12 protein-coding genes and 1 pseudogene are annotated in these 18,399 nt (G+C 57.3%); 10 read left to right on the forward strand and 3 right to left on the reverse strand.

Annotated features, from left to right (window positions below):
• From JMF94_RS05675 to JMF94_RS05685, 3 genes and pseudogenes are all read right to left on the reverse strand, one after another.
• Positions 1-841, reverse strand: a pseudogene (locus JMF94_RS05675) (hypothetical protein); the annotation flags it as partial.
• A 3-nt stretch (positions 842-844) separates the two neighbouring features.
• Positions 845-1,837, reverse strand: a complete 993-nt coding sequence (locus tag JMF94_RS05680; protein ID WP_240824210.1) for a MoxR family ATPase — start codon at positions 1,835-1,837, stop codon at positions 845-847.
• 225 nt (positions 1,838-2,062) lie between these two features.
• Positions 2,063-3,016: an AraC family transcriptional regulator gene (locus JMF94_RS05685; protein WP_240824211.1), complete on the reverse strand. Its 954-nt coding sequence runs from the start codon at positions 3,014-3,016 to the stop codon at positions 2,063-2,065.
• A 340-nt stretch (positions 3,017-3,356) separates the two neighbouring features.
• Here JMF94_RS05685 and JMF94_RS05690 point away from each other — a divergent pair, with 340 nt between their 5' ends.
• The 10 genes from JMF94_RS05690 (at position 3,357) to JMF94_RS05735 (ending at position 18,384) form a co-directional block, all read left to right on the forward strand.
• Complete coding sequence (locus tag JMF94_RS05690; protein WP_240824212.1) at positions 3,357-3,893, forward strand: flavodoxin family protein; 537 nt, start codon at positions 3,357-3,359, stop codon at positions 3,891-3,893.
• 161 nt (positions 3,894-4,054) lie between these two features.
• Positions 4,055-4,906 (forward strand): LarC family nickel insertion protein, encoded by an 852-nt coding sequence (locus tag JMF94_RS05695; protein ID WP_346770009.1) that lies wholly within the window; start codon positions 4,055-4,057, stop codon positions 4,904-4,906.
• A 93-nt stretch (positions 4,907-4,999) separates the two neighbouring features.
• Positions 5,000-5,764: a nickel pincer cofactor biosynthesis protein LarB gene (gene larB, locus JMF94_RS05700; protein ID WP_240824213.1), complete on the forward strand. Its 765-nt coding sequence runs from the start codon at positions 5,000-5,002 to the stop codon at positions 5,762-5,764.
• 314 nt (positions 5,765-6,078) lie between these two features.
• A complete protein-coding gene (locus tag JMF94_RS05705) occupies positions 6,079-7,248 on the forward strand; it encodes an 8-amino-7-oxononanoate synthase (protein ID WP_240824214.1) in 1,170 nt (389 codons plus the stop codon).
• Positions 7,238-7,906 (forward strand): pimeloyl-ACP methyl esterase BioG family protein, encoded by a 669-nt coding sequence (locus tag JMF94_RS05710; RefSeq protein ID WP_240824215.1) that lies wholly within the window; start codon positions 7,238-7,240, stop codon positions 7,904-7,906. Before JMF94_RS05705 ends, JMF94_RS05710 begins: the two co-directional genes overlap by 11 nt.
• The gene (locus tag JMF94_RS05715) at positions 7,903-8,655 is read left to right on the forward strand and encodes a methyltransferase domain-containing protein (RefSeq protein ID WP_240824216.1); all 753 of its coding nucleotides are present in this window, start codon (positions 7,903-7,905) and stop codon (positions 8,653-8,655) included. The genes JMF94_RS05710 and JMF94_RS05715 overlap by 4 nt, the downstream gene beginning before the upstream one ends.
• An 83-nt stretch (positions 8,656-8,738) precedes the next feature.
• Positions 8,739-9,488 (forward strand): hypothetical protein, encoded by a 750-nt coding sequence (locus tag JMF94_RS05720; protein ID WP_240824217.1) that lies wholly within the window; start codon positions 8,739-8,741, stop codon positions 9,486-9,488.
• Positions 9,489-9,625: 137 nt separating this feature from the next.
• Positions 9,626-11,464, forward strand: a complete 1,839-nt coding sequence (locus JMF94_RS05725; protein WP_240824218.1) for a glycosyltransferase — start codon at positions 9,626-9,628, stop codon at positions 11,462-11,464.
• 3 nt (positions 11,465-11,467) lie between these two features.
• Positions 11,468-13,462 (forward strand): hypothetical protein, encoded by a 1,995-nt coding sequence (locus tag JMF94_RS05730; RefSeq protein ID WP_240824219.1) that lies wholly within the window; start codon positions 11,468-11,470, stop codon positions 13,460-13,462.
• Entirely contained in the window at positions 13,462-18,384 is a 4,923-nt protein-coding gene (locus JMF94_RS05735; protein ID WP_240824220.1) for a hypothetical protein, read from the forward strand. The genes JMF94_RS05730 and JMF94_RS05735 overlap by 1 nt, the downstream gene beginning before the upstream one ends.
• Positions 18,385-18,399: the final 15 nt, after the last annotated feature.

The raw sequence follows: 18,399 nt of genomic DNA on the forward strand, positions 1-18,399 counted from the left end.
CCATGTTGCGGGCGCGCTGCATGGCCTGCATCATGGCTATATCCGCCTCCTGTTCGGCGGCCTTGAGGGCCTGATCGTTCTGCATGCCTTGCGCATCGGGGTGATCCTGCACCTCGCCGGTGAAGCTGGTTGTTCCCTCTGATTGCTCCGGGCGACCTTTTTCGCGCTTGGCGGCGGCCTTGTTGCCAGCAGTGGATTGCGGGTCGGCGTCTTGGTCCTTTTGCTGCTTGCTGTTTTGCGCGCCTTGCGGCGGGGTGGGCTGCTCAGGTTGCTCTGTCTGCTTACCGCCATCAAAGGCCGCTGCGCCAGCGCCTTCTGTCTGTTCCGCGCCCTGCGCAACCTGCGCGTTTTGCACGCCTTTGTTGGTGGGGGCGTCTTGCAGGCTTGCCAATGCGTCAAAGATTTCATCCGCATTCATGCCCGCATAGGCTGGATTGTGCGCAAAACCCTGAGGCAGGGTAAAGCCTGACTCCACCAAGATGTGATTGATTGCCAGATCGCAGGCTCGGTTCCACAGTTTTGCATCGCGGCCCTTGCGGCGCAGATGATGCCCGAAGGCCAGATGCAGAACCTCGTGCGCCATTGCCCCCACCAGCGATTTTTGCGAAAGGGCCGTGGAGAAGGCCGGGTTGTAGCCAAGGGTTTTGCCGTCTGTCCACATATCCGCGCAGGAGGGGTCTGCCTTGTAGCGCAGGCGCAGAGCCAGAGAACCGAAGAAGGGATGCTCCATGACCAGTGCTGCGCGGGCGCGCGTGATGCAGTGATGGGCCGTCAGGGATGCATCTGTGATGGTCGGATCTGCCTTTTGCTGGTCTGGATGCTGGTTTTCGGGTGTGTGCATGGCTTAAAGCAGAACTTCCGCGTTTTTTTCCGCCCAGCGGTTGAAGGCCGGGGTGTTCACCACATCCGTATTCTGGCAGACGGCGTCGCGCATCAGCAGTACGCTGAATTCAGCGGGCAGGCGCTCGGCATAGGCGGTGAGGGCATCCATGGTGTCTTCTGCCGCGCGCAGGCTCAGGGCCTCACATGTGGCGTACAGGGCGGCGGGTTCCTGCGGCACTGTGGCGGCCTCTGGCTGCGCCAGGATGGAATCCACGGTGGGCAGCTCGCGCCATACGGAGAGAAAGCCCATGAACTCCGCTGCGGCTGCGGGGCCTACGGTGCCCTGAAACATCTCGTATTCCACCTCGCGGGCAGGTGTAGCCTCCAGTATGCGCGAAACAAATTCCCATGAACGGGGTGAGGCAAAGGCTTTTTCCATGCGCTGCGGGTCAAAATCGTGCAGCAAGCGGGGGCGAAAGCGCAAAAAGGCGCAAACCTCGCGGCGAATGCCAGCCCCCAGCGCCCAGGCGAGCCAGTCGTCAAGGCTGGCGTCAAATTCCAAGTGCACCATGCGGTTAGCCAGAGCAGAAGGCATGCGGTACGAGACAGCCTTGTCCTTTTCCCGATTGCCTGCGGCTATGATGAACCAGCCATCCGGCAGGCGGTATTCACCAATGGCCCTGTCGAGTATGAGCTGGTAGCAGGCCGCCTGCACCAGCGGCGGGGCGGCGTTGAGTTCGTCAAGAAAGAGTATGCCTTGCGGTGGGTCGCCCGCCCCTGGCAAAAAAGCAGGCGGGCACCATACGGCGGTTCCCGCATCTGTAAGTCGCGGCAAGCCGCGCAGATCAACGGGGTCAAGCAGCACGGCGCGGATATCGCGCAGGGCCATGCCCCGCATGGCGGCAACCTGGGAGACTATCTGGCTTTTGCCCACTCCCGGCGCGCCCCATAAGAATACGGGCTGGTGAATGCTGGTGAGGGTCTGTAAAGCGGAAATAACCTGTGAAGGCGTCATGTTTCTTCCTGAAATAGCTGTGATTGGAGAGGGCCAAGTGCGCTCGATCGCTGCTGAGGCACGATGAAGTCGAAGATGAAGGAAAAGAAATTGAAAGTCAATATCAGTCTGGGTCCGTAAGAGCGATACGAGAAAATGGAACGGGGGGAGGTTTTTCGCTACAACGCATGCCTTGTCAGCACATGAACAGGATAGCGAAGTGCCCCCGTAGGGAGGGGGCTTGCTTCACATTGTCTTGTGGCTGGCGGAAGTGCAGTTGCTTTGAGTGCTTATCAGCCCCTTGATGTCGCGCAAAGGCGGTGTGCCGAACTGGCGGCGGTATTCGCGGCTGAATTGCGAGGGGCTTTCGTAGCCCACCTGAAAAGCGGCGCTGGTGGCGTCCAGATGTTCCATGAACATGAGGCGTCTGGCCTCGTGCAGGCGCATCCACTTTTGGTATTGCAGCGGGCTCATGCTGGTCATGGCCCGAAAATGCAAGTGAAAGGTCGAGGTGCTCATGCCGATCTGTCTGGCAAGGCTATCTATTTTCAAGGGCTGCACATAGTTTTTTTTGAGCCAGTCAATGGCCTGCGCAATCTGGAAGCCGTGGCTGCCAGCTGCCACGATCTGGCGCAGATAATGCCCCTGTTCGCCCAGCAGAAGGCGGTAAAGTATTTCCTTGTGAATCAGGGGGGAGAGCACGGCGATATCCTGCGGGTGGTCGTGCAGGTCAAGCAGCCTCTGAAAGGCGTTGAGCAAGGGCATGCACACCTCGCTAACCCGCATGCCCCGTCCTGATTTTGCCGCACGCGAAACCGGCAGGTTGCTGTCCACCATCATCTGGGCCAGCATGCGCATATCAAGCTTGAGCACCATGCCCAGCAACGGCACTTCCGGGCTGGCCTCCACCACATTTGCCACCACTGGCAGACCGACAGACGAAATCAGGTAGTGGTTGGCATCGTACATATATTCTTCGTCCCCCAGCATAACGCGCTTGGCTCCCTGAGCAACAAGGCAGATAGTTGGCTCATACATGCAGCTTGCGGGCTGGGTCGGCGCTTCGTACCGCACGAGTACAAGCCCCGGCACTGCCGTTTCCAGACGATGGTTTTGCTCGGTCTGGCGGGCAATGTTGCGGGCCAGCGCCTGCCGCTGAATATTCAGCATGTCGCAGTTATCTTTGTCTTGCTGAGGCATGGTCGTTCTCCCTTTCTGGCTTTTTACCAGAAGAGGACGGAGAAAAACAACACAATAGTTTGAATCGTCGGATAATCGGGCAATAATTTGAGAGAATCGGACTATACGTTTTTAGCCAAGGCTCTTAAAAGATTAAAGCAGCGGCTAGGGCAATGTGAGCACGTTTGCGTGTCTGGAGCAAAGGCATTTTGCCCGGTAAAATGCCTGAGAAAAAGTTAAAGTGATAGTTTAAATGTTCAGGTTGAAGTTTGCCAAAAGGCATTTAACATACTGAAAATATGTGTCTTGTCTGTAGCTGACATGGGATGAGATACCTACAAATCAGCATATGGAGCGAGTAATGAAAAACATCCTGATTTTTTGCGGCAGCCCACGCAAGGGCGGTAATTCTGATCTGCTGTGCGAGCAGTTTATGGCTGGAGCGCAGGAGGCAGGCCATACGGTGGAAAAGATTTTTGTGCAGGAACATAAAATTGCTCCGTGTCTTGGCTGTGGATACTGCCAGAGTCATAAGGGCGTTTGCGTGCAAAAGGACGGCATGGAAACCATGCTGGAAAAAATGATCGAGGCCGATGTTCTTGTGCTGGCTTCGCCCGTGTATTTCTATTCTGTGAGCGCGCAGATAAAAGCCCTCATGGACAGGACAGTTGCTCGCTATACTGAAATCAAGAACAAAAGTATGTATTATATTATTGCCGCTGCGGATACTGATTTGTCGCACATGGAGCGAACCATCGAGTGTTTCAGGGGTTTTGCCTACTGCCTTGAAGGATCGGTGGAAAAGGGCGTTGTGTACGGCGTTGGCGCGTGGAATAAGGGCGATATAAAGGGCTCTCCCAGCATGGCGCAGGCTTTTGAGATGGGCAAGAACGTGTAGTAGCACCTCCTATGGTGTGCCGGATAGCCGCCATCATGCAGAAATAGGCAAGAATCAGGTCGTATTGGCTATTCCCTGTTGCGGGCAAAATACCTATATTGCGCACGGGCGGCGACAGTCTGCCCCTCTTTTTTCAGACGTACATTTCTTGCCGGGGCATTATGAAGATACTGTATTACGATTGTTTTGCCGGAGTCAGCGGCGACATGAATCTGGCTGCCCTGATTGATCTTGGGGTCAGCCCCGATTATCTCAAGGAAGAATTGGCAAAGCTCGCCATTGATGACGAGTTTGCGCTCCAGTGTCAGCCAGAAAAATGTAACGGCATTCAGGGGATGCAGGTTCACGTGCACTTGAACGGCCAACAGCACGGGCACAGCCACAGTCATGAACACACCCACGGGCATGAACATATGCATGCCTGCGCGCCTGCCCATGTGCATGGGCACAGCCTTGTGGAAGCCGGGTACCTGCCTCACAGGAATCTTGCTGACGTCACAGCAATCATCATGCAAAGCACGCTGGCAGACCCGGTCAAACAGACGAGCCTGAGCATTTTCCGCCGTATTGCCGAGGCAGAAGCCAAAGTACATGGCAAGGCTCTGGAAGACGTGCATTTTCACGAAGTTGGCGCAACGGATTCAATTGTGGACATTGTGGGCGCGGCCATCTGTTTTCATGCTCTTGGCGTTGATGCCGTGTGGTCTTCGCCCCTGGAGCTTGGTGGCGGTTTTGTGCATTGCGCGCACGGCATGGTGCCTGTTCCTGCCCCGGCGACAGTCGAGATTCTTCATGGAATCCCCACCTCGCGCGGCGGGGTGGAGCATGAGGCCACAACCCCAACGGGGGCGGCCATCATTGCCGCTCTGGTTGACACCTTCACGGCAGCCCCGGTCATGACCACCCTGAGCACGGGGTACGGCATCGGGCATCGCCGTACAGAGCGGCCCAATATGTTGCGGGTGTATCTGGCGGAAGTTGACGAAGCTGCGGGCGCTGGCCCAGCCAGATAATTCTGCCCGTTCTGGCGTAATCTTGACGCTACATAGTGTACGGGGCAAATTACGGTCGCGGGTAATGAAACCCGACCATGTTGGAGTAGAGAAATGTCAGGTGGTTCACTGGAAAAGCTGCTCACTGAAATCAGGGACGGAAGCCTCTCTGTAGCCGATGGCATGAATCTGCTGCGCGAGAGTTCGGTGCTTGATCTTGGGCACACCAAGTTTGATTTGCAACGCCCGGCGCGCAATGGCTTTCCTGAGGTCATTTACGGCGAGGGCAAAACCCCCGAGCAGGTGGGCGAAATATTCCTCCGTGTGGGCGACCGCAGCAATGTGCTGGCCACAAGGGTTTCGGCCGAAATGGCGGCCCACGTGCAGCCGGTGTGCCCCAATGCCGAATACAATGCTCTTGGGCGCACCCTCACGCTGGTCGTCAAACCCATTGCCTGGAAGCAGGGCGAAGTTGCCATTGTCACTGCGGGCACCTCTGATCTGTCCGTGGCTGAAGAAGCCCGGGAGACCTGCCGCATGCTAGGCGTGCGCGCAAAAATCATTGCCGATGTGGGCGTGGCGGGCATTCACCGCCTGATCAACAACCTGCCAGAGGTGCTCGCCGCCCGTGCCGTCATTGTGATTGCGGGCATGGAGGGCGCGCTGGCGAGCGTGGTCGGCGGTCTGGTGCCCCAGCCCGTTGTGGCGGTTCCTACGTCAGTGGGCTATGGGGCATCATTTGCGGGGCTGTCCGCCTTGCTTGGCATGCTCACCTCCTGCGCCAGCGGCGTCACTGTTACCAATATCGACAACGGCTTCGGTGCTGCCTGTGCGGCCTGCCGCATTATCAATGCCTGCGAGGGCAACAGCAAAACCTAAGAATCCGATTGCCCGACAGCGGGTACCTTGCTTCTATATCCTCCACAACATCTGTCAGGCGACATTACGCTGTACTGTCAGGCCATGCGTCTTTGTTTCCGGCAATATGCCGCACAGGCGCAGGGCTTGGCATGACTCAGCGTGATTGACTTGTTGCCCTTTGCGGGTGACGATATCCTGTTGCGGGAGCGACAGCTTTTTTGTAGAGCCGCTTTTCTGGTGATCGCTTGCGCCGCTATTTTCAATGCTTTCTGCATGCCTTGATATGCGTCTGGCCCCTTGCTGCCAGCCGCGATATGCCTAACGGACAGAGAATGATGCAATACACTCAGTGGCTTGATGAAAAGAAGCAGAACGGCAGCCTGCGCGTCCTGCGCAATATTGACGCAGTGCAGCGCGAGAGGGAGCGGGCCGGAGCGCCCTTTATCAACCTCAGCTCCAACGATTATCTCTCTCTTGGCGACGATGCCACCCTGCGGCAGGAGTTCTGGTCGCAGCAGGATGTTCCCGCCCTGCGCATGAGCGCGTGTTCCTCGCGTCTGCTCACAGGCACCTGCGACCAGCAGGAGGCATTTGAGCGGGAATTGGCAACGGCCTATGGCGCGGAGGCCGCCCTGGTGTTCGGCAGCGGCTATCATGCCAATCAGGGCATTCTGCCTGCCGTGTGCACGAGCCGCACGCTTGTTTTAGCGGACAAGCTGGTGCATGCCAGCCTTATTGACGGCATCCGCATGAGCGAGGGCAAGTGCATCCGCTTCAGGCACAATGACTACGCCCAGCTCGAAATGCTGGTGGAAAAGCACGCTGCGGACTACGAAAACATCATCATCGTCACCGAATCCATTTTCAGCATGGATGGCGATGCCTGTGATCTGCCCCGGCTGGTGGCGTTGAAAAAGGCCAATCCCACTGTGCAGCTTTATGTGGATGAGGCCCACGCCGTGGGTGTGCGCGGCGCAAAGGGCCTTGGCTGCTGCGAGGAGCAGGGCTGCGCGGCGGACATTGATTTTCTGGTGGGCACCATGGGCAAGGCCTGGGCCTCGCTGGGCGCGTATGTGATCTGCTCGGCAGCCCTGCGGGAATACCTTGTTAATACCGTGCGCCCGTTTATTTTTACCACGGCCTTGCCCCCGGTCAACATTGCCTGGAGCCGCTTTGTGCTTGCAAAGTTTGCCAGTGTGGAGGTGGCGGCCCGCAGGGAGCATCTTGCCGGACTGACGGGCATGATGCATGCCTTTACTGATGGCCTTGGGCAGTCGGTGCGCAGCACCTCGCAGATCGTGCCCGTCATTACGGGCGAAAACCAGCGCACGCTTGTTATTGCCGGGCATTTGCAACGCGAGGGTTTTTACATTATGGGCATACGCCCGCCCACGGTGCCTGCGGGCAGCTCGCGCCTGCGCATTTCGCTCACAGCGGGAACCACGCGTGAGGAGGTTGAATCCCTCATAGCCCTGCTGAGCAGGTTGCTGCATGAATATTGATTTTCTGCGGCGCGCCGGTTGTCCGACCCTGGAACTGTTTTTTGCCGGGTGGGGCATGGACAGCCGCCCCTTTGCCTGGGCTGCGGATTCGCCGCACACGGCGCACTGCGATTTTGCCGTGTGCTACGACTATACCGATATGACGCTGGATGCGGAGGCTCTGCGTCCTTACAGCGAGGTACGGGTGCGGGCATGGTCGCTTGGCGTGTACGCGGCATCCCTGGTCTTGCCGGGCCTGCAGTGCGCTGTGAGCCGCGCCATGGCCATTAACGGAACGCTCACGCCTGTTGATGATAGCCTTGGCATACCGGTGGAGATCTATGATGCCACGCTTGAGAGCCTTTGCGCCGAAAGCGTGGACCGTTTCAACAGGCGCATGTGCGGCGCGCACCGGGCCGTGTTTGAAGCGCGCAGATCACCACACAGTTTGGCACGCAGTGTGGACTCTCTGCTGGCGGAGCTGCTGCATATCAAGGAATGCGCTGCCCACAAGGGCAAGGCGCAGTTTACCGGCTGGAACATGGCAATTCTGAGCAAAAAAGACAGAATATTTCCCATTGCAAACATGCGCAAAGCCTGGTCTGCAATCCCGGTGCTGGAGCTGGACGAGCCGCACTATATGCCGGATATTCCTTTTGTCGATGTAGAACTGCCATGAGTGCTTCATTTGTCAGGCGGCGCTTCAGCGCTGCTTCCGCAAGTTATGATGCCGAGGCTCAGGCCCAACGGCAGATTGCTTCGCACCTCTGGGCGCTTGCAGCGCCGCACATTCCCAGTGGTACAACCATACTGGAAATAGGCGCGGGTACGGGCCTGCTGACGCGGCATATTTTGAGCGCGCAGCCCAAAAGCCTCACTGTCAACGATCTTTATACCAGCCCGCAAGTGCAGGCCCTTACGCAGCAAGAGCCAGACGTGCTTACTGTGCGCGAGGGCAACGCGGAAACACTGGACTTCTGCGGCCCGTTTGGTGCCATTTGCAGTGCTTCAACCGTGCAGTGGTTTGCGGATATTGAGGGATTTTTACATCGTTGCGCCCGTTATCTGCCCAAGCGCGGGCTACTGGCCTTCAGCAGTTTTTTGCCCGGCAACCTGTGCGAAGTTGCCGAGCTTACGGGTGTTGGGCTGGACTATGCCGATGCTGCCGCCCTGCAAAGCTATCTTGAGCAGGATTTTAATCTGGTTGCAATGGAGCAGGGCGAAATCACGCTGGATTTTGCCAGCCCGCATGACGTGCTGCTGCACCTGAGGCATACTGGCGTAACGGGCATCAGGTCTGTTGGGTGGAACAAGCGCAGATATCTTGAGTTTGTAGACAGTTACATTTCCCGTTACGGCACAGGGCAGGGCGTCAGGCTGACTTATCGGCCCGTGTATGTTGTTGCCCTGCGCAAGAGACTAGGCTAGTTATTTAGTATCAATTTGTGCCCTTTTTGTTTTGTCTCTTATCTTTTTAGTATTGTTGCCTAAACAGTAAGAGGAGGCGCTGGATGAAACCTACGGCAAGATTTCTTTACTGGTGCGCCACCCTGTTGATCTTCTGCCTGGGCCAGAGGGCTTTAGCCGCATCATCCCCGCAGGGGGATACCGTTGCTGGTGGAGCCTATGGCTTTGAATCTGCCAAGGCATATCTTGAAATGCAGGAGCGTGACCTGGCAGACGCTCAAGGCAAATTTGAAAAGGATCTTTTTCAAAACCTCGATGAAGCAAACGTCATTAATATCAAATATAGGGCGTTACCTCCAAACTATGTGCTGTACAGACTGAAACTGGCGGACAATATCGAGAAAAACGCCAGCAAGTCAGACAAACAGGACGCATATTGCAAGGAATTTTTGTATATTGACAATGCAGAAAGAGAAAATGCGGATAAATTTTTGGCCTATAACGAATCAATGACGGAAAAATTCATTCCGCGTGATACATATCAGGTCATGGATGAAGATATATTACGCAACGTACTTGTGCGGTATCTTGAAACGTACAGCATGGTGTATGGTTTTAAAAATCCTGATTCCATCAGGATTCGGATTGAAAAGGCCATTCCCTTTAAAAATGCCGAAGGCGACTTTGGCATTTTGTATTCCATCGCCCTGACGGAAAAGGACGATGCTGACGATTCTGCGTCGGAAAAAATGTTTCAGGTTTCATACTGCAACGGAGAAATTGTCAGCTTTGAGCCGTCAGCAAATGACGCGGCGGATGCCGCAGTGCTCAAGATTTGCAAGTCACGGCAGTAGCGGCAAGGCTGGCGGGGACATGCGGACAGATAGCATTTTTTTGACGGGGTATGGAATTTGCTTTAAGTATTTATTATCAAAAACGTGACGATTTGTGATGCTATTTTTCGCCACCGCAACCGAACCGGGTTGACCGAATGCTGCTGTCCACCAAACTTTTTTCCAAGCTCACTCCCCAATTGCCCTTGGACGGTGAAATTTACCCCAAGGCCAAGAGTGATCGCCGTCTCGCCCCCAATATCCCCGGACGGGGCGGGTCGAGGCGTGGTGCCCATCAGCGGTATGAAGCAGAGCTTCAGGTTTCGGTGTACGATGCTTCGGAAGAATCCGCCCCAATACGCTGCCTGAGCGAAGACCTTTCGTCATCTGGCATGCTGCTGCATTGGGCTGATGATGCGCCGCTCCCTGCCGAGGGGCAAAAGCTTGTGCTGCGCTTTACCATGCCGCCGGGCACCTTGCCGGAAGGGTATGAATCACGCGTGCGTATCCCCGCAGATGTTGTGCGTATTGTGGAAGGCGAGGATGGTGAAAAAAAGGTTGCCGTCAATTTTGTGCGCAATCTGGATAACTATCTGCGCCTGAGAAAGTGGCTGCGCCTGGTTGCAACTTCTGTAATTCTGCTTGCAATTTCTGTATATGCCGTTGCCTACATGCGGCAGGAAAGCCTGTTTTACTTCATGTTTGACGTGCCCGTATTTACCTATGGGATTGTTGCGTCCGTTTTTCTGGTGAGCAGATTTGTATTCTCATTTTTTTACCGCAATATTCCTGTTGATCCTGACTTTACGCCCGGGGTCACTATTGTCATTCCCTGCTTTAACGAAGAAGAATGGATTGAAAAAACCATCCAGTGCGCCATCAATCAGGATTACCCTCAGGAGAAACTCGAAGTTATCCTTGTGGACGACGGCAGCACGGATAAATCCATGGAGCGTGTGCGGCGCATCGAAAAGCAGATTCGTAAGGAAATAACCGGCGACCGCTTTGTGGTCATTGAACAGCCCTACAACATGGGCAAGCGCCACGCCCTTGCGGCGGGGGCCCAGCATGCCAAGTTTGAGCTGCTGGTCTTTGTGGATTCGGACAGTTTTCTGGAGCCGGACGCCGTGCGGGAAGTGGTGCAGCCCTTCCGCGACCCCAAGATGGGGGCTGTCTCCGGCAGAACAGAAGTGCAGAACAAATGGACAAACGCTCTCACCAAGATGCAGGCCGTGCGCTACTATGTGGCCTTTCGGTTCATCAAGGCGGCGGAATCCGTTTTTGACGGCGTGACCTGCCTTTCCGGCCCCCTTGCCTGTTACCGCAAGGATCTTGTGCTGCACTACCTTGATGAATGGCTCAACCAGAAATTTTTTGGCTATCCGGCCACGTTTGGCGACGACAGAAGCCTGACAAACTATATCCTTGCCCACCACCGCACAGGCTATCAGGATGCGGCGGTGTGTTCCACCATTGTGCCTTCGAGCATGCGTACCTTCATCCGGCAGCAAATGCGCTGGAAGCGCTCGTGGCTGCGTGAAACCCTGCGCGCCAGCTCCTTTATGTGGAGAAAAGAGCCCTTCATGGCGCTTTCTTTCTACATTGGCTTTTTGCTGCCGGTGCTGGCCCCGCTGGTTGTTGTGCGCACCATGGTGGTTATTCCAATTGAGCTTGGCCTGTTTCCCTACAAATACCTTGCGGGCATTCTTGTCACCAGTATGCTCATGAGCGCCTCCTATCTGTTGTTCAAACGCAGCAATCTGTGGCCTTACGGCATTGTTTTTTGCGTTTTCTATCTGGGGGTGCTGTTGTGGCAGCTTCCTGTGGCAGTGCTCACGTTCTGGAAGTCGGAATGGGGCACGCGCAATACGTCTGCCGACGTGGCCGCACAGGAAAAGCTGCGCTACGAGCAGAAGATGTTCGTCATGCCCTCTGAAAGCGCCGTTGCCGCAGGAGCAGGGCAGCCCGCCGATCATGGCAAGCACGGTGAGGGCTAGGGCATGCGCGCGCTTTCCAAAGATACCTGGAAGATTCTGCGGTCATGCCTGCAATGGGTATTTCTGATTGGCCTGTGCGTATTTATTGTTCAGCTCTTTATTGAGAGGGGCAGGCCGCCGCAGTTTGACCGTGAATCGTGGACGCAACGCGATGGTTTTACGGCCATTTCTTACGGTTCGCTCACACGCGATGAAAAGCCGGGGCTGAACTCGCGCCAGCAGTTTGCGGAGCACGTGGCAGCCATTGAAAAGGCTGGCTATCAGTGGATAACTTCTGACGATGTCATCAGTTTTTATCGCGATGGAGAACCGCTGCCAGAGAAAGCCCTGTATCTTATGATGGAAGGGGGCCGCAAGGACTCGGTTATCTTTGGGCAGGAGATCATGGGTAAAACAGGGGTGCATGCCTCACTGTTTACAACCACCACCTCACTCAAAAGCTGGAACAACTTTTTTGTCACCAAGTCCAATGTGGCGGCGCTGGCAAAGAGTCCTTTCTGGGATGTGGGCAGCCAGGGGCGGGGGCTGTTGCCCATCAACGAAAACATGCCCAAGGTGACGCCCGGCTACTTTTTGACAGATTTTTTGCGCGATTCCACTGGGTTGCCAGCAGAAACAGAAGAGCAGATGCGCGACCGGTTGGCAGCGTATTATAAAGAATCGTTTGAGCCGCTGGCAAAGCTCATGCCCGAGCCGCCCAAGGCTTTTGTGATGATGCCCGCCAACTCCTTTAACGGCTCAATGCCGCATGCGGTCAAAGAGGCCAACCGCGATCTGGTGCAGCAGTATTTTCAGATGGCTTTTTCCAGAGAAGGGGCGGCGTTCAATTCCGCAGTGGATGACCGTTTTGCGCTTACACGCCTACAGATCAAGCCGGATTGGACGGAGCAGCACCTTATGGAAGTGCTCTCGCTCAGAACCGCCAAACGCACACGGTTTTCATTGGCAGAGGGCGACACCGCCGATAGCTGGGTGTCATTTCGCACCAGGGTGGAAGCCTCGGGGCAGGATATTGTGCTGACCCCGCAGGAGGGCAGGGCTGACCCGGTCATCCTGCGGGGCAGCAACCTGTGGGATAATGTTTCGCTGTCCATGACCATTGCGCAGAAGGAAAACGTCGATCGCTACGTCTACCTGCGCTATGCAACGCCCAGCGCCTTTTTGCGCGTGACCCTGCACGGGGCGCGTCTGCTGGTGCAGGAGCGCGTTCCCGGTCAGGGGCTGTATACTATTGCGGATGAAACCATTTCCATCCAGCCGCCCTGGCGCTTTGATATCCTGCTCAAGGGCAACAGACTTAAGGTGTTGCTTGATGGAAAGGCGCTTGGCCCAGGATTTTTGCCAGTTTCACCCACATTGCGGCTTGGGGCGGTCGCTCTGGGTACCGACGATGTGGAGGGGTTCGAGGGACGCTTTGGTTCGCTGAATATCGTGCGTATTCCTTCGCTCTGGCGCATTGAATCCACGGGCAACGTCAGTTCTGGCAGTGTGGCTCCAGCCATGGCGCAAGAGGTCACTGCATGCGTGGTGCCGCTGGCAGCCAGGACAAGTGGCAGCTCTGATGCCGAAAGGGTTTCGCGTCAGGTGCTGCGCGCTAGGGCGGAGGGCAGCATGACCATTGCCGCTCTTGCCCCCGGCAATCTTGTTCTGGACGACAGCATGCTGCTGATTGCGCCCTTCAGCATAGAACAGAGCCGCAGGCTGTGGGACGGTATAATGGTGCAGCCCCTTGCCCAAAGCTCATGGAAGGATGTGGCGGCGACCCTCAAGGCCATTGCCGCCGCAGGCTATCGCCCCGTGGTGCGCCTTACGCGCGAGGCGGCGGCAGCGCTTGCGGCCTCGGACATTACCCTGCCCGCAGAGCATTACCTGCTTGATTTTACGCGGGCGGAAATCCCCGGCTCTCTTTGGACGCCGCTTGCCCATAGGCATAACCGAAACAATTTCCTTTATGCTACCGCTGAAAAGGGCGTTCTGTACGCTGCGGGGGGCAACTGATGCGCGCCAGTCTCCTTTATTCCAGTCTGCTGTTGACCCTGTGCTGCGGCTTTGCCGCAGGCGCTGTCTGTGCGCAGGAATTTCCGGCTGGGGATAACCGGGCGCGCCTCGATCAGCCTAGAGGGCTGGAACCTGTCAAAAACCCCAATTCCGCAAAGGGGCAGGAGCAGACAAGAGGCGCGGAACCGGAAAAGCTTTCGGCAGCCTACTATTACAATCGCGCCAACTATGCCATCAGCCGCGAAATGTACGCGGAGGCTCTGGGCGAAATCGACAAGGGCATGGATCTGGACCCTGGTTTTCTGCCCTTCATCACGCAAAAGGCCCTTGTGCTTTCGCGCCTGTCGCGGCACGAGGATGCCGCGCGTTTCTATTCGCTGGCGCTTGAAGCCAGGCCGGACGATGCGCGGCTTGCGGCCCTTGCGGCAGAAAATATCCAGAGCAGCCGGGCCAGCGATCCAGCGGCCCTTTCCGCTGATCTGGCAAGGTTTTTCAGCGGTCTTTCCGTCCAGGTGACGCCGGAGCTTCTCAAACTGCTGGCCGAGCGGCAGGATCAGAACAACGCTGTCTTTTTGCCCGCCCTGCGCGCTGCAGGGGCCGTTGGCAAGCTCACGGACGAGGAGCAGGCGGTGCTCAAGGCCTGCCTTGCCAACAACGGCACCGTTGCAGCAGCTCTGTTGCGCCGGCAGAACGACTGGCCGCAAGGCTCGGAACCGTTACGGGCCGTGTTTGAGGCCATGACCGCCCGCGCCCTGCAACTGGCTGGCAAGCAGGACGAAGCCGAGGCTTTTTATCGGCAGGCAGCCACGCGGGGCTTTAGTCAGGAAACCTTGAACGCCATCAAGGCGCAGGCCTACCTGAACCTTAACGAGCAGAAAAAGGCCGCCACGGTTTACGAGCAGGGCTGGCGAATGGCTTCCAGCCCGCAGGTCTGGGCCGTGCGCGCTGCAGATGCCTACGCCGCCTCTGGCGGCATCAAGGATGCCTGCGATATACTTGAAAAGGCAGCAAAGATTGCCCCGCACGACCTGTATTTGCAGGGGCAGCTCTATTACCGCCTCGCCCAGGCCGGAAAAACCGCCGAACTCAAGGCGCTTGAGCAGAGGCTTGAGGCAAGCGGCAATGACATTGCCGTAAATTTTGGCAAATTCCTGTTCGCCCGGCAGAGCAAAAACCGGGATGCCATGCAAAAAGCCCGGCAGGCCGTTGTGGAGCATGTGGACGATGTCAGCGCTGTTCACGCGCAGGACGACATCCGGCTGATTGTCGCCAGCCTTGGGTTCAGCGGTGCGCAGGCCCCGCAGGAGCAGCAGGCAGAACTCATGCGCAACAACGGCTGGGAGCTGTGGGACAGCGGAAAAATAGACGATGCCTATGTTTCGTGGCGCGATTCCATTGCTCTTGACCCCCAGCATGGGCAGAAGGCTGGCCCCTCCATGTGTGCGGTCTTGTTGCAGCAGGGCAGAACTGCGGACGCCATGGAACTTTTCCGCATGCAGTACCCTGAAATGCCCGTGTTCTCCCTTGCCTTGTATCTGATAAAGGACAAGCAGTGGTCAGCGGCTTACCCGCTGTTGCGGTCTATGGCTGCCCCCTCGGGCGCCAATGCCCCATGGTACGCGCTGGCCCTTGCCGCAGGCGCGCTTGAAGGCGGCGACATCCGCGCAGTGGAAACCAGCGCCAGGGCCTTGCTCGCCCTTGATCCGCCGCAGGAAAGCCACACGGTCAGTATTCCCGCCGCTGATGTGGGGGCAGGGCAGTTGCAGTTGAGCAGGTCGCTCTATCTCTCCATGCTGTCGGAATATCTGGGCAAGCTGCTGGATCAGCAGAATGTTGCCTTGATCCCCGAACTTCTGGCCAGCAGGCAGCTTCAAGGCATACCCGCGCCTCAGGCCGCTAAAATGTTGAGCGAAGCTGGTTTCAGCCTTGCAGTTGGCGACAGCGCGCAGGCTGCGGTGCCTTTGTGGCAGCGTGCGCTTGCGCTCAGCCCCGATCTGCCCGAGGCGCATCTGGGTATGGCCCTTGCCGCCGCCATGCAGGGAAATATGACAGCTGCGGAGATTCATCTGAACGCGGCCCCTGTCAATACTTCGGCCCGGCATGAATTCATTCTTGGCCGCATCAGGATACTTGAAGGGCAGACGGATGTGGCTCTGCGTCATTTTGACAACTTTTTGCGCGCGGAACCCGGCAATCTTGCCGCACGGTACGCAGTTTTCAATATTTTTATGTCGCTGGCAGACTACACCCGCGCCCGCGCGCTTTACGGCGAATTTAAAAATGCCGCAGGGCCTACCGCCCGGCTGTATGAAGGGCAGTGCGCCCTTGCCTTGGGCGATGCCGGTAGGGCAGAGGCGATTTTCCGTTCTCTCATGGTCAAGGGTGCAACCACAAGGCCTGTGGCGCCGCTGCTTGTGGCAGCTTTGCGCGCCCAGAACCGTTGGGCGGAGGCGGCTTCCATTTTGCAGCAAAGCGGCCTGCCAGATCCGGAAAAACTTACGGCTCTGCGCCGTCAGGCCGAAGACGCACTGGCTGAAGCCCGCTACCCTGCGGCGCGCGGCTACGCGCAGACCTATCTGGCCGATGATCCGGATTCCGCCTATGTGCAATCGCTGTACAACAGCTCCCTGCGCGATGAGTACAGGATGCAGGCTGACCGCCTTGAAAAGCTCAAGCGCGAACAGATACGAATTGCCCGAGGCACGCTTGATCCTGAACGCCTTGCCCCGCAGGAAAGGGAAAAACTGGCGGAGCTGCGCTCCGGCGGTCAGGCTGCGCTTGAGCCCGACAGATCGCTCCTTGATGATGCGCAGACGCATGCCGAAGGCCTCCTTGCCCGCAACACCATACAGCGCGACGCGCTGGAAAGCGTGCTGGATATTTCCCTGCAACGCCATGACTACAATGAAGCGGCTAAAATCTCCCGCCATATGGCGCAGGAATATCCTTACGACATGCACTATCAGTTGCAGTCTGCCGTGCATTCCGGCGCAGTGTCGCGTTTCGACCGTGCTCTGCCTGTGGTGCAATCCCTTTCGGCCCGTGGGCCAAACGGGGCGGGCATGGCCCTGTGCTTTGCCAACATAACCTCGCAGTCGGACGGCAAAAGTTATACCCCGCAGGATGTTGCCGCTTATCTGGATCAGCTTGGCGCAAACTATCGGCCGGTTTCCCTGCCGGAGTTTCTGGCTCCTGCACCCACTGACGCGGCCACTGTTGCGCCGGGTAAAATACCTCTGCTGCTCGTCATCGGGCAGACGCGGCCTGAAGAACTGCAAGCCATAGACGCCGCTCTGGCTCAACGTGGCGGCAAGGCCGTACTGTTGGTGAGCAGGCAGTCGTTTATTCCCGGCACGCCGGACGACCTGCCCAATACTGCGCTCTTGCGCAGGCTTGTGGCCACAGGCCGCTGGGAACTGGCGCTCACGGATACCTCAGGCCGCACCATTGTGGATGTAACAGGCCGCAGGGGCGGCTTCTGGGCACGGCGCGCAATGGTGGACGGACGGCCTGAAACTGTCGAAGAAATGAAACACCGCTGGGCTTCAGCCATGGCCGAAGCGCGCCAGCTTGCGCAGTCTCAGGGCTTTGCGGTAACGGCGTGGATGTACCCCGGCGGCGATTACGGGCAGATCAGCCTCAACGGCGATGCGGACATCCGGCGGGCCTATACCGAGGCTGCCCGCGAAGTCTTTTCTGTGGCCTTTGTGCCCACTGCCAACGGTTATCACACCAACAGCCTTGATCCGCTGTTTGTGCCAGTGCGCAACGTGTACGCGCAGCTGGACGCCAAGGCCATAGCCTCCATGCCGCAGAGCCATCCCACGCGCCTCGCTGTGCAGACAGAGGGTTTGCTGGCAAGCTGGCACGGGCAGTTGCCGCGTGCGGAAATGCTCTTTGCCCGGGCGGCCTCACTTGGCCTTTCGCCTGCGGATAACGCCTATTACCGCGCCAGCAACGCGCTGTTTGACGAAGATGCGCCCTATGCCAACGAGCTTGCGCGCGAAGCAAAGCGGCTTGATCCGGATAACCCGCGAACGGACGAACTCCTTGATCGCGCGCAGCAGCTTTTGCGGCCTAGAGCCACATTCAGCCCTCACGGATGGACAGACAATGCCGGACGTAGTTTTGCGGAATACGAGCTTAAGGCTTCCACCTTTTTGCAGGAGAATCTTTCTGCTCAGGCCTCGGTTTCCGACCTGTGGTGGAAGAGCGACCACAATTCGCTGCACGGCCACGCCATCGGCATCGGGCTGCGCTACTTCCCTTTCAAGCAGCATTGGCTTGATCTGATGGTGCGCGATGTGCAGCCGGACAGCGGTTCTTCCTTTATGGAAGCCCGCGCTGCCTGGCGCGGCGTGTATTCGGTCGATCCCTTGCGCATCAACGGGCCGTACACCCTCAGCTACAGCCGACAGTCAATCGAGACGGCGGAAAGCGTCAAAAAGGGTGTGTACGCCGACAGGCTGGGCCTGAATACCGAGGCCCGCATACTGGACTGGGGCGTGCTTCAGGCCGAAATCTTCGGTACCCAGCGCACGGATGGCAACCGCACTGTGGGCGGCACCGTCAGCCCCCGCTATATTGTGTGGGACAAGCCGCAGTTGCAGTTGGGCTATCTGTTCAGTGCAGCCGACAGCGACAGGAATCCTGCCGACTATTACGCCCCGCAGGAATACGTCAACCATATGGCTGTGGCCTCGTTTGACGTGGCGCTTTTTGACCAGATGCACGTGCGCGGCTTTGCCGGATACGGTACGGCCATATCCAAGAACAAAAACTGGGAGCAGGTTCTGCGTTACAGCCTTGATCTGAACTGGGTTCCTGCCGATAACTGGAGCCTTGCCCTTGGCTACAGGCGTATGGAACTGCCCGATTACAACATGGATGAATATTCGCTGAACCTGCAATACGTTTTTTAAAAAGCATTCAGTGTC

Origin of the sequence: Desulfovibrio sp. UIB00 (assembly GCF_022508225.1) — a bacterium.
GTDB lineage: Bacteria > Desulfobacterota > Desulfovibrionia > Desulfovibrionales > Desulfovibrionaceae > Desulfovibrio.

Coding starts and splice junctions, on each gene's coding strand:
- JMF94_RS05680 (WP_240824210.1), bottom strand. CDS start 1,837: ATGACGCCTTCACAGGTTATTTCCGCTTTACAGACCCTCACCAGCATT.
- JMF94_RS05685 (WP_240824211.1), bottom strand. CDS start 3,016: ATGCCTCAGCAAGACAAAGATAACTGCGACATGCTGAATATTCAGCGG.
- JMF94_RS05690 (WP_240824212.1), top strand. CDS start 3,357: ATGAAAAACATCCTGATTTTTTGCGGCAGCCCACGCAAGGGCGGTAAT.
- JMF94_RS05695 (WP_346770009.1), top strand. CDS start 4,055: ATGAAGATACTGTATTACGATTGTTTTGCCGGAGTCAGCGGCGACATG.
- larB (WP_240824213.1), top strand. CDS start 5,000: ATGTCAGGTGGTTCACTGGAAAAGCTGCTCACTGAAATCAGGGACGGA.
- JMF94_RS05705 (WP_240824214.1), top strand. CDS start 6,079: ATGATGCAATACACTCAGTGGCTTGATGAAAAGAAGCAGAACGGCAGC.
- JMF94_RS05710 (WP_240824215.1), top strand. CDS start 7,238: ATGAATATTGATTTTCTGCGGCGCGCCGGTTGTCCGACCCTGGAACTG.
- JMF94_RS05715 (WP_240824216.1), top strand. CDS start 7,903: ATGAGTGCTTCATTTGTCAGGCGGCGCTTCAGCGCTGCTTCCGCAAGT.
- JMF94_RS05720 (WP_240824217.1), top strand. CDS start 8,739: ATGAAACCTACGGCAAGATTTCTTTACTGGTGCGCCACCCTGTTGATC.
- JMF94_RS05725 (WP_240824218.1), top strand. CDS start 9,626: ATGCTGCTGTCCACCAAACTTTTTTCCAAGCTCACTCCCCAATTGCCC.
- JMF94_RS05730 (WP_240824219.1), top strand. CDS start 11,468: ATGCGCGCGCTTTCCAAAGATACCTGGAAGATTCTGCGGTCATGCCTG.
- JMF94_RS05735 (WP_240824220.1), top strand. CDS start 13,462: ATGCGCGCCAGTCTCCTTTATTCCAGTCTGCTGTTGACCCTGTGCTGC.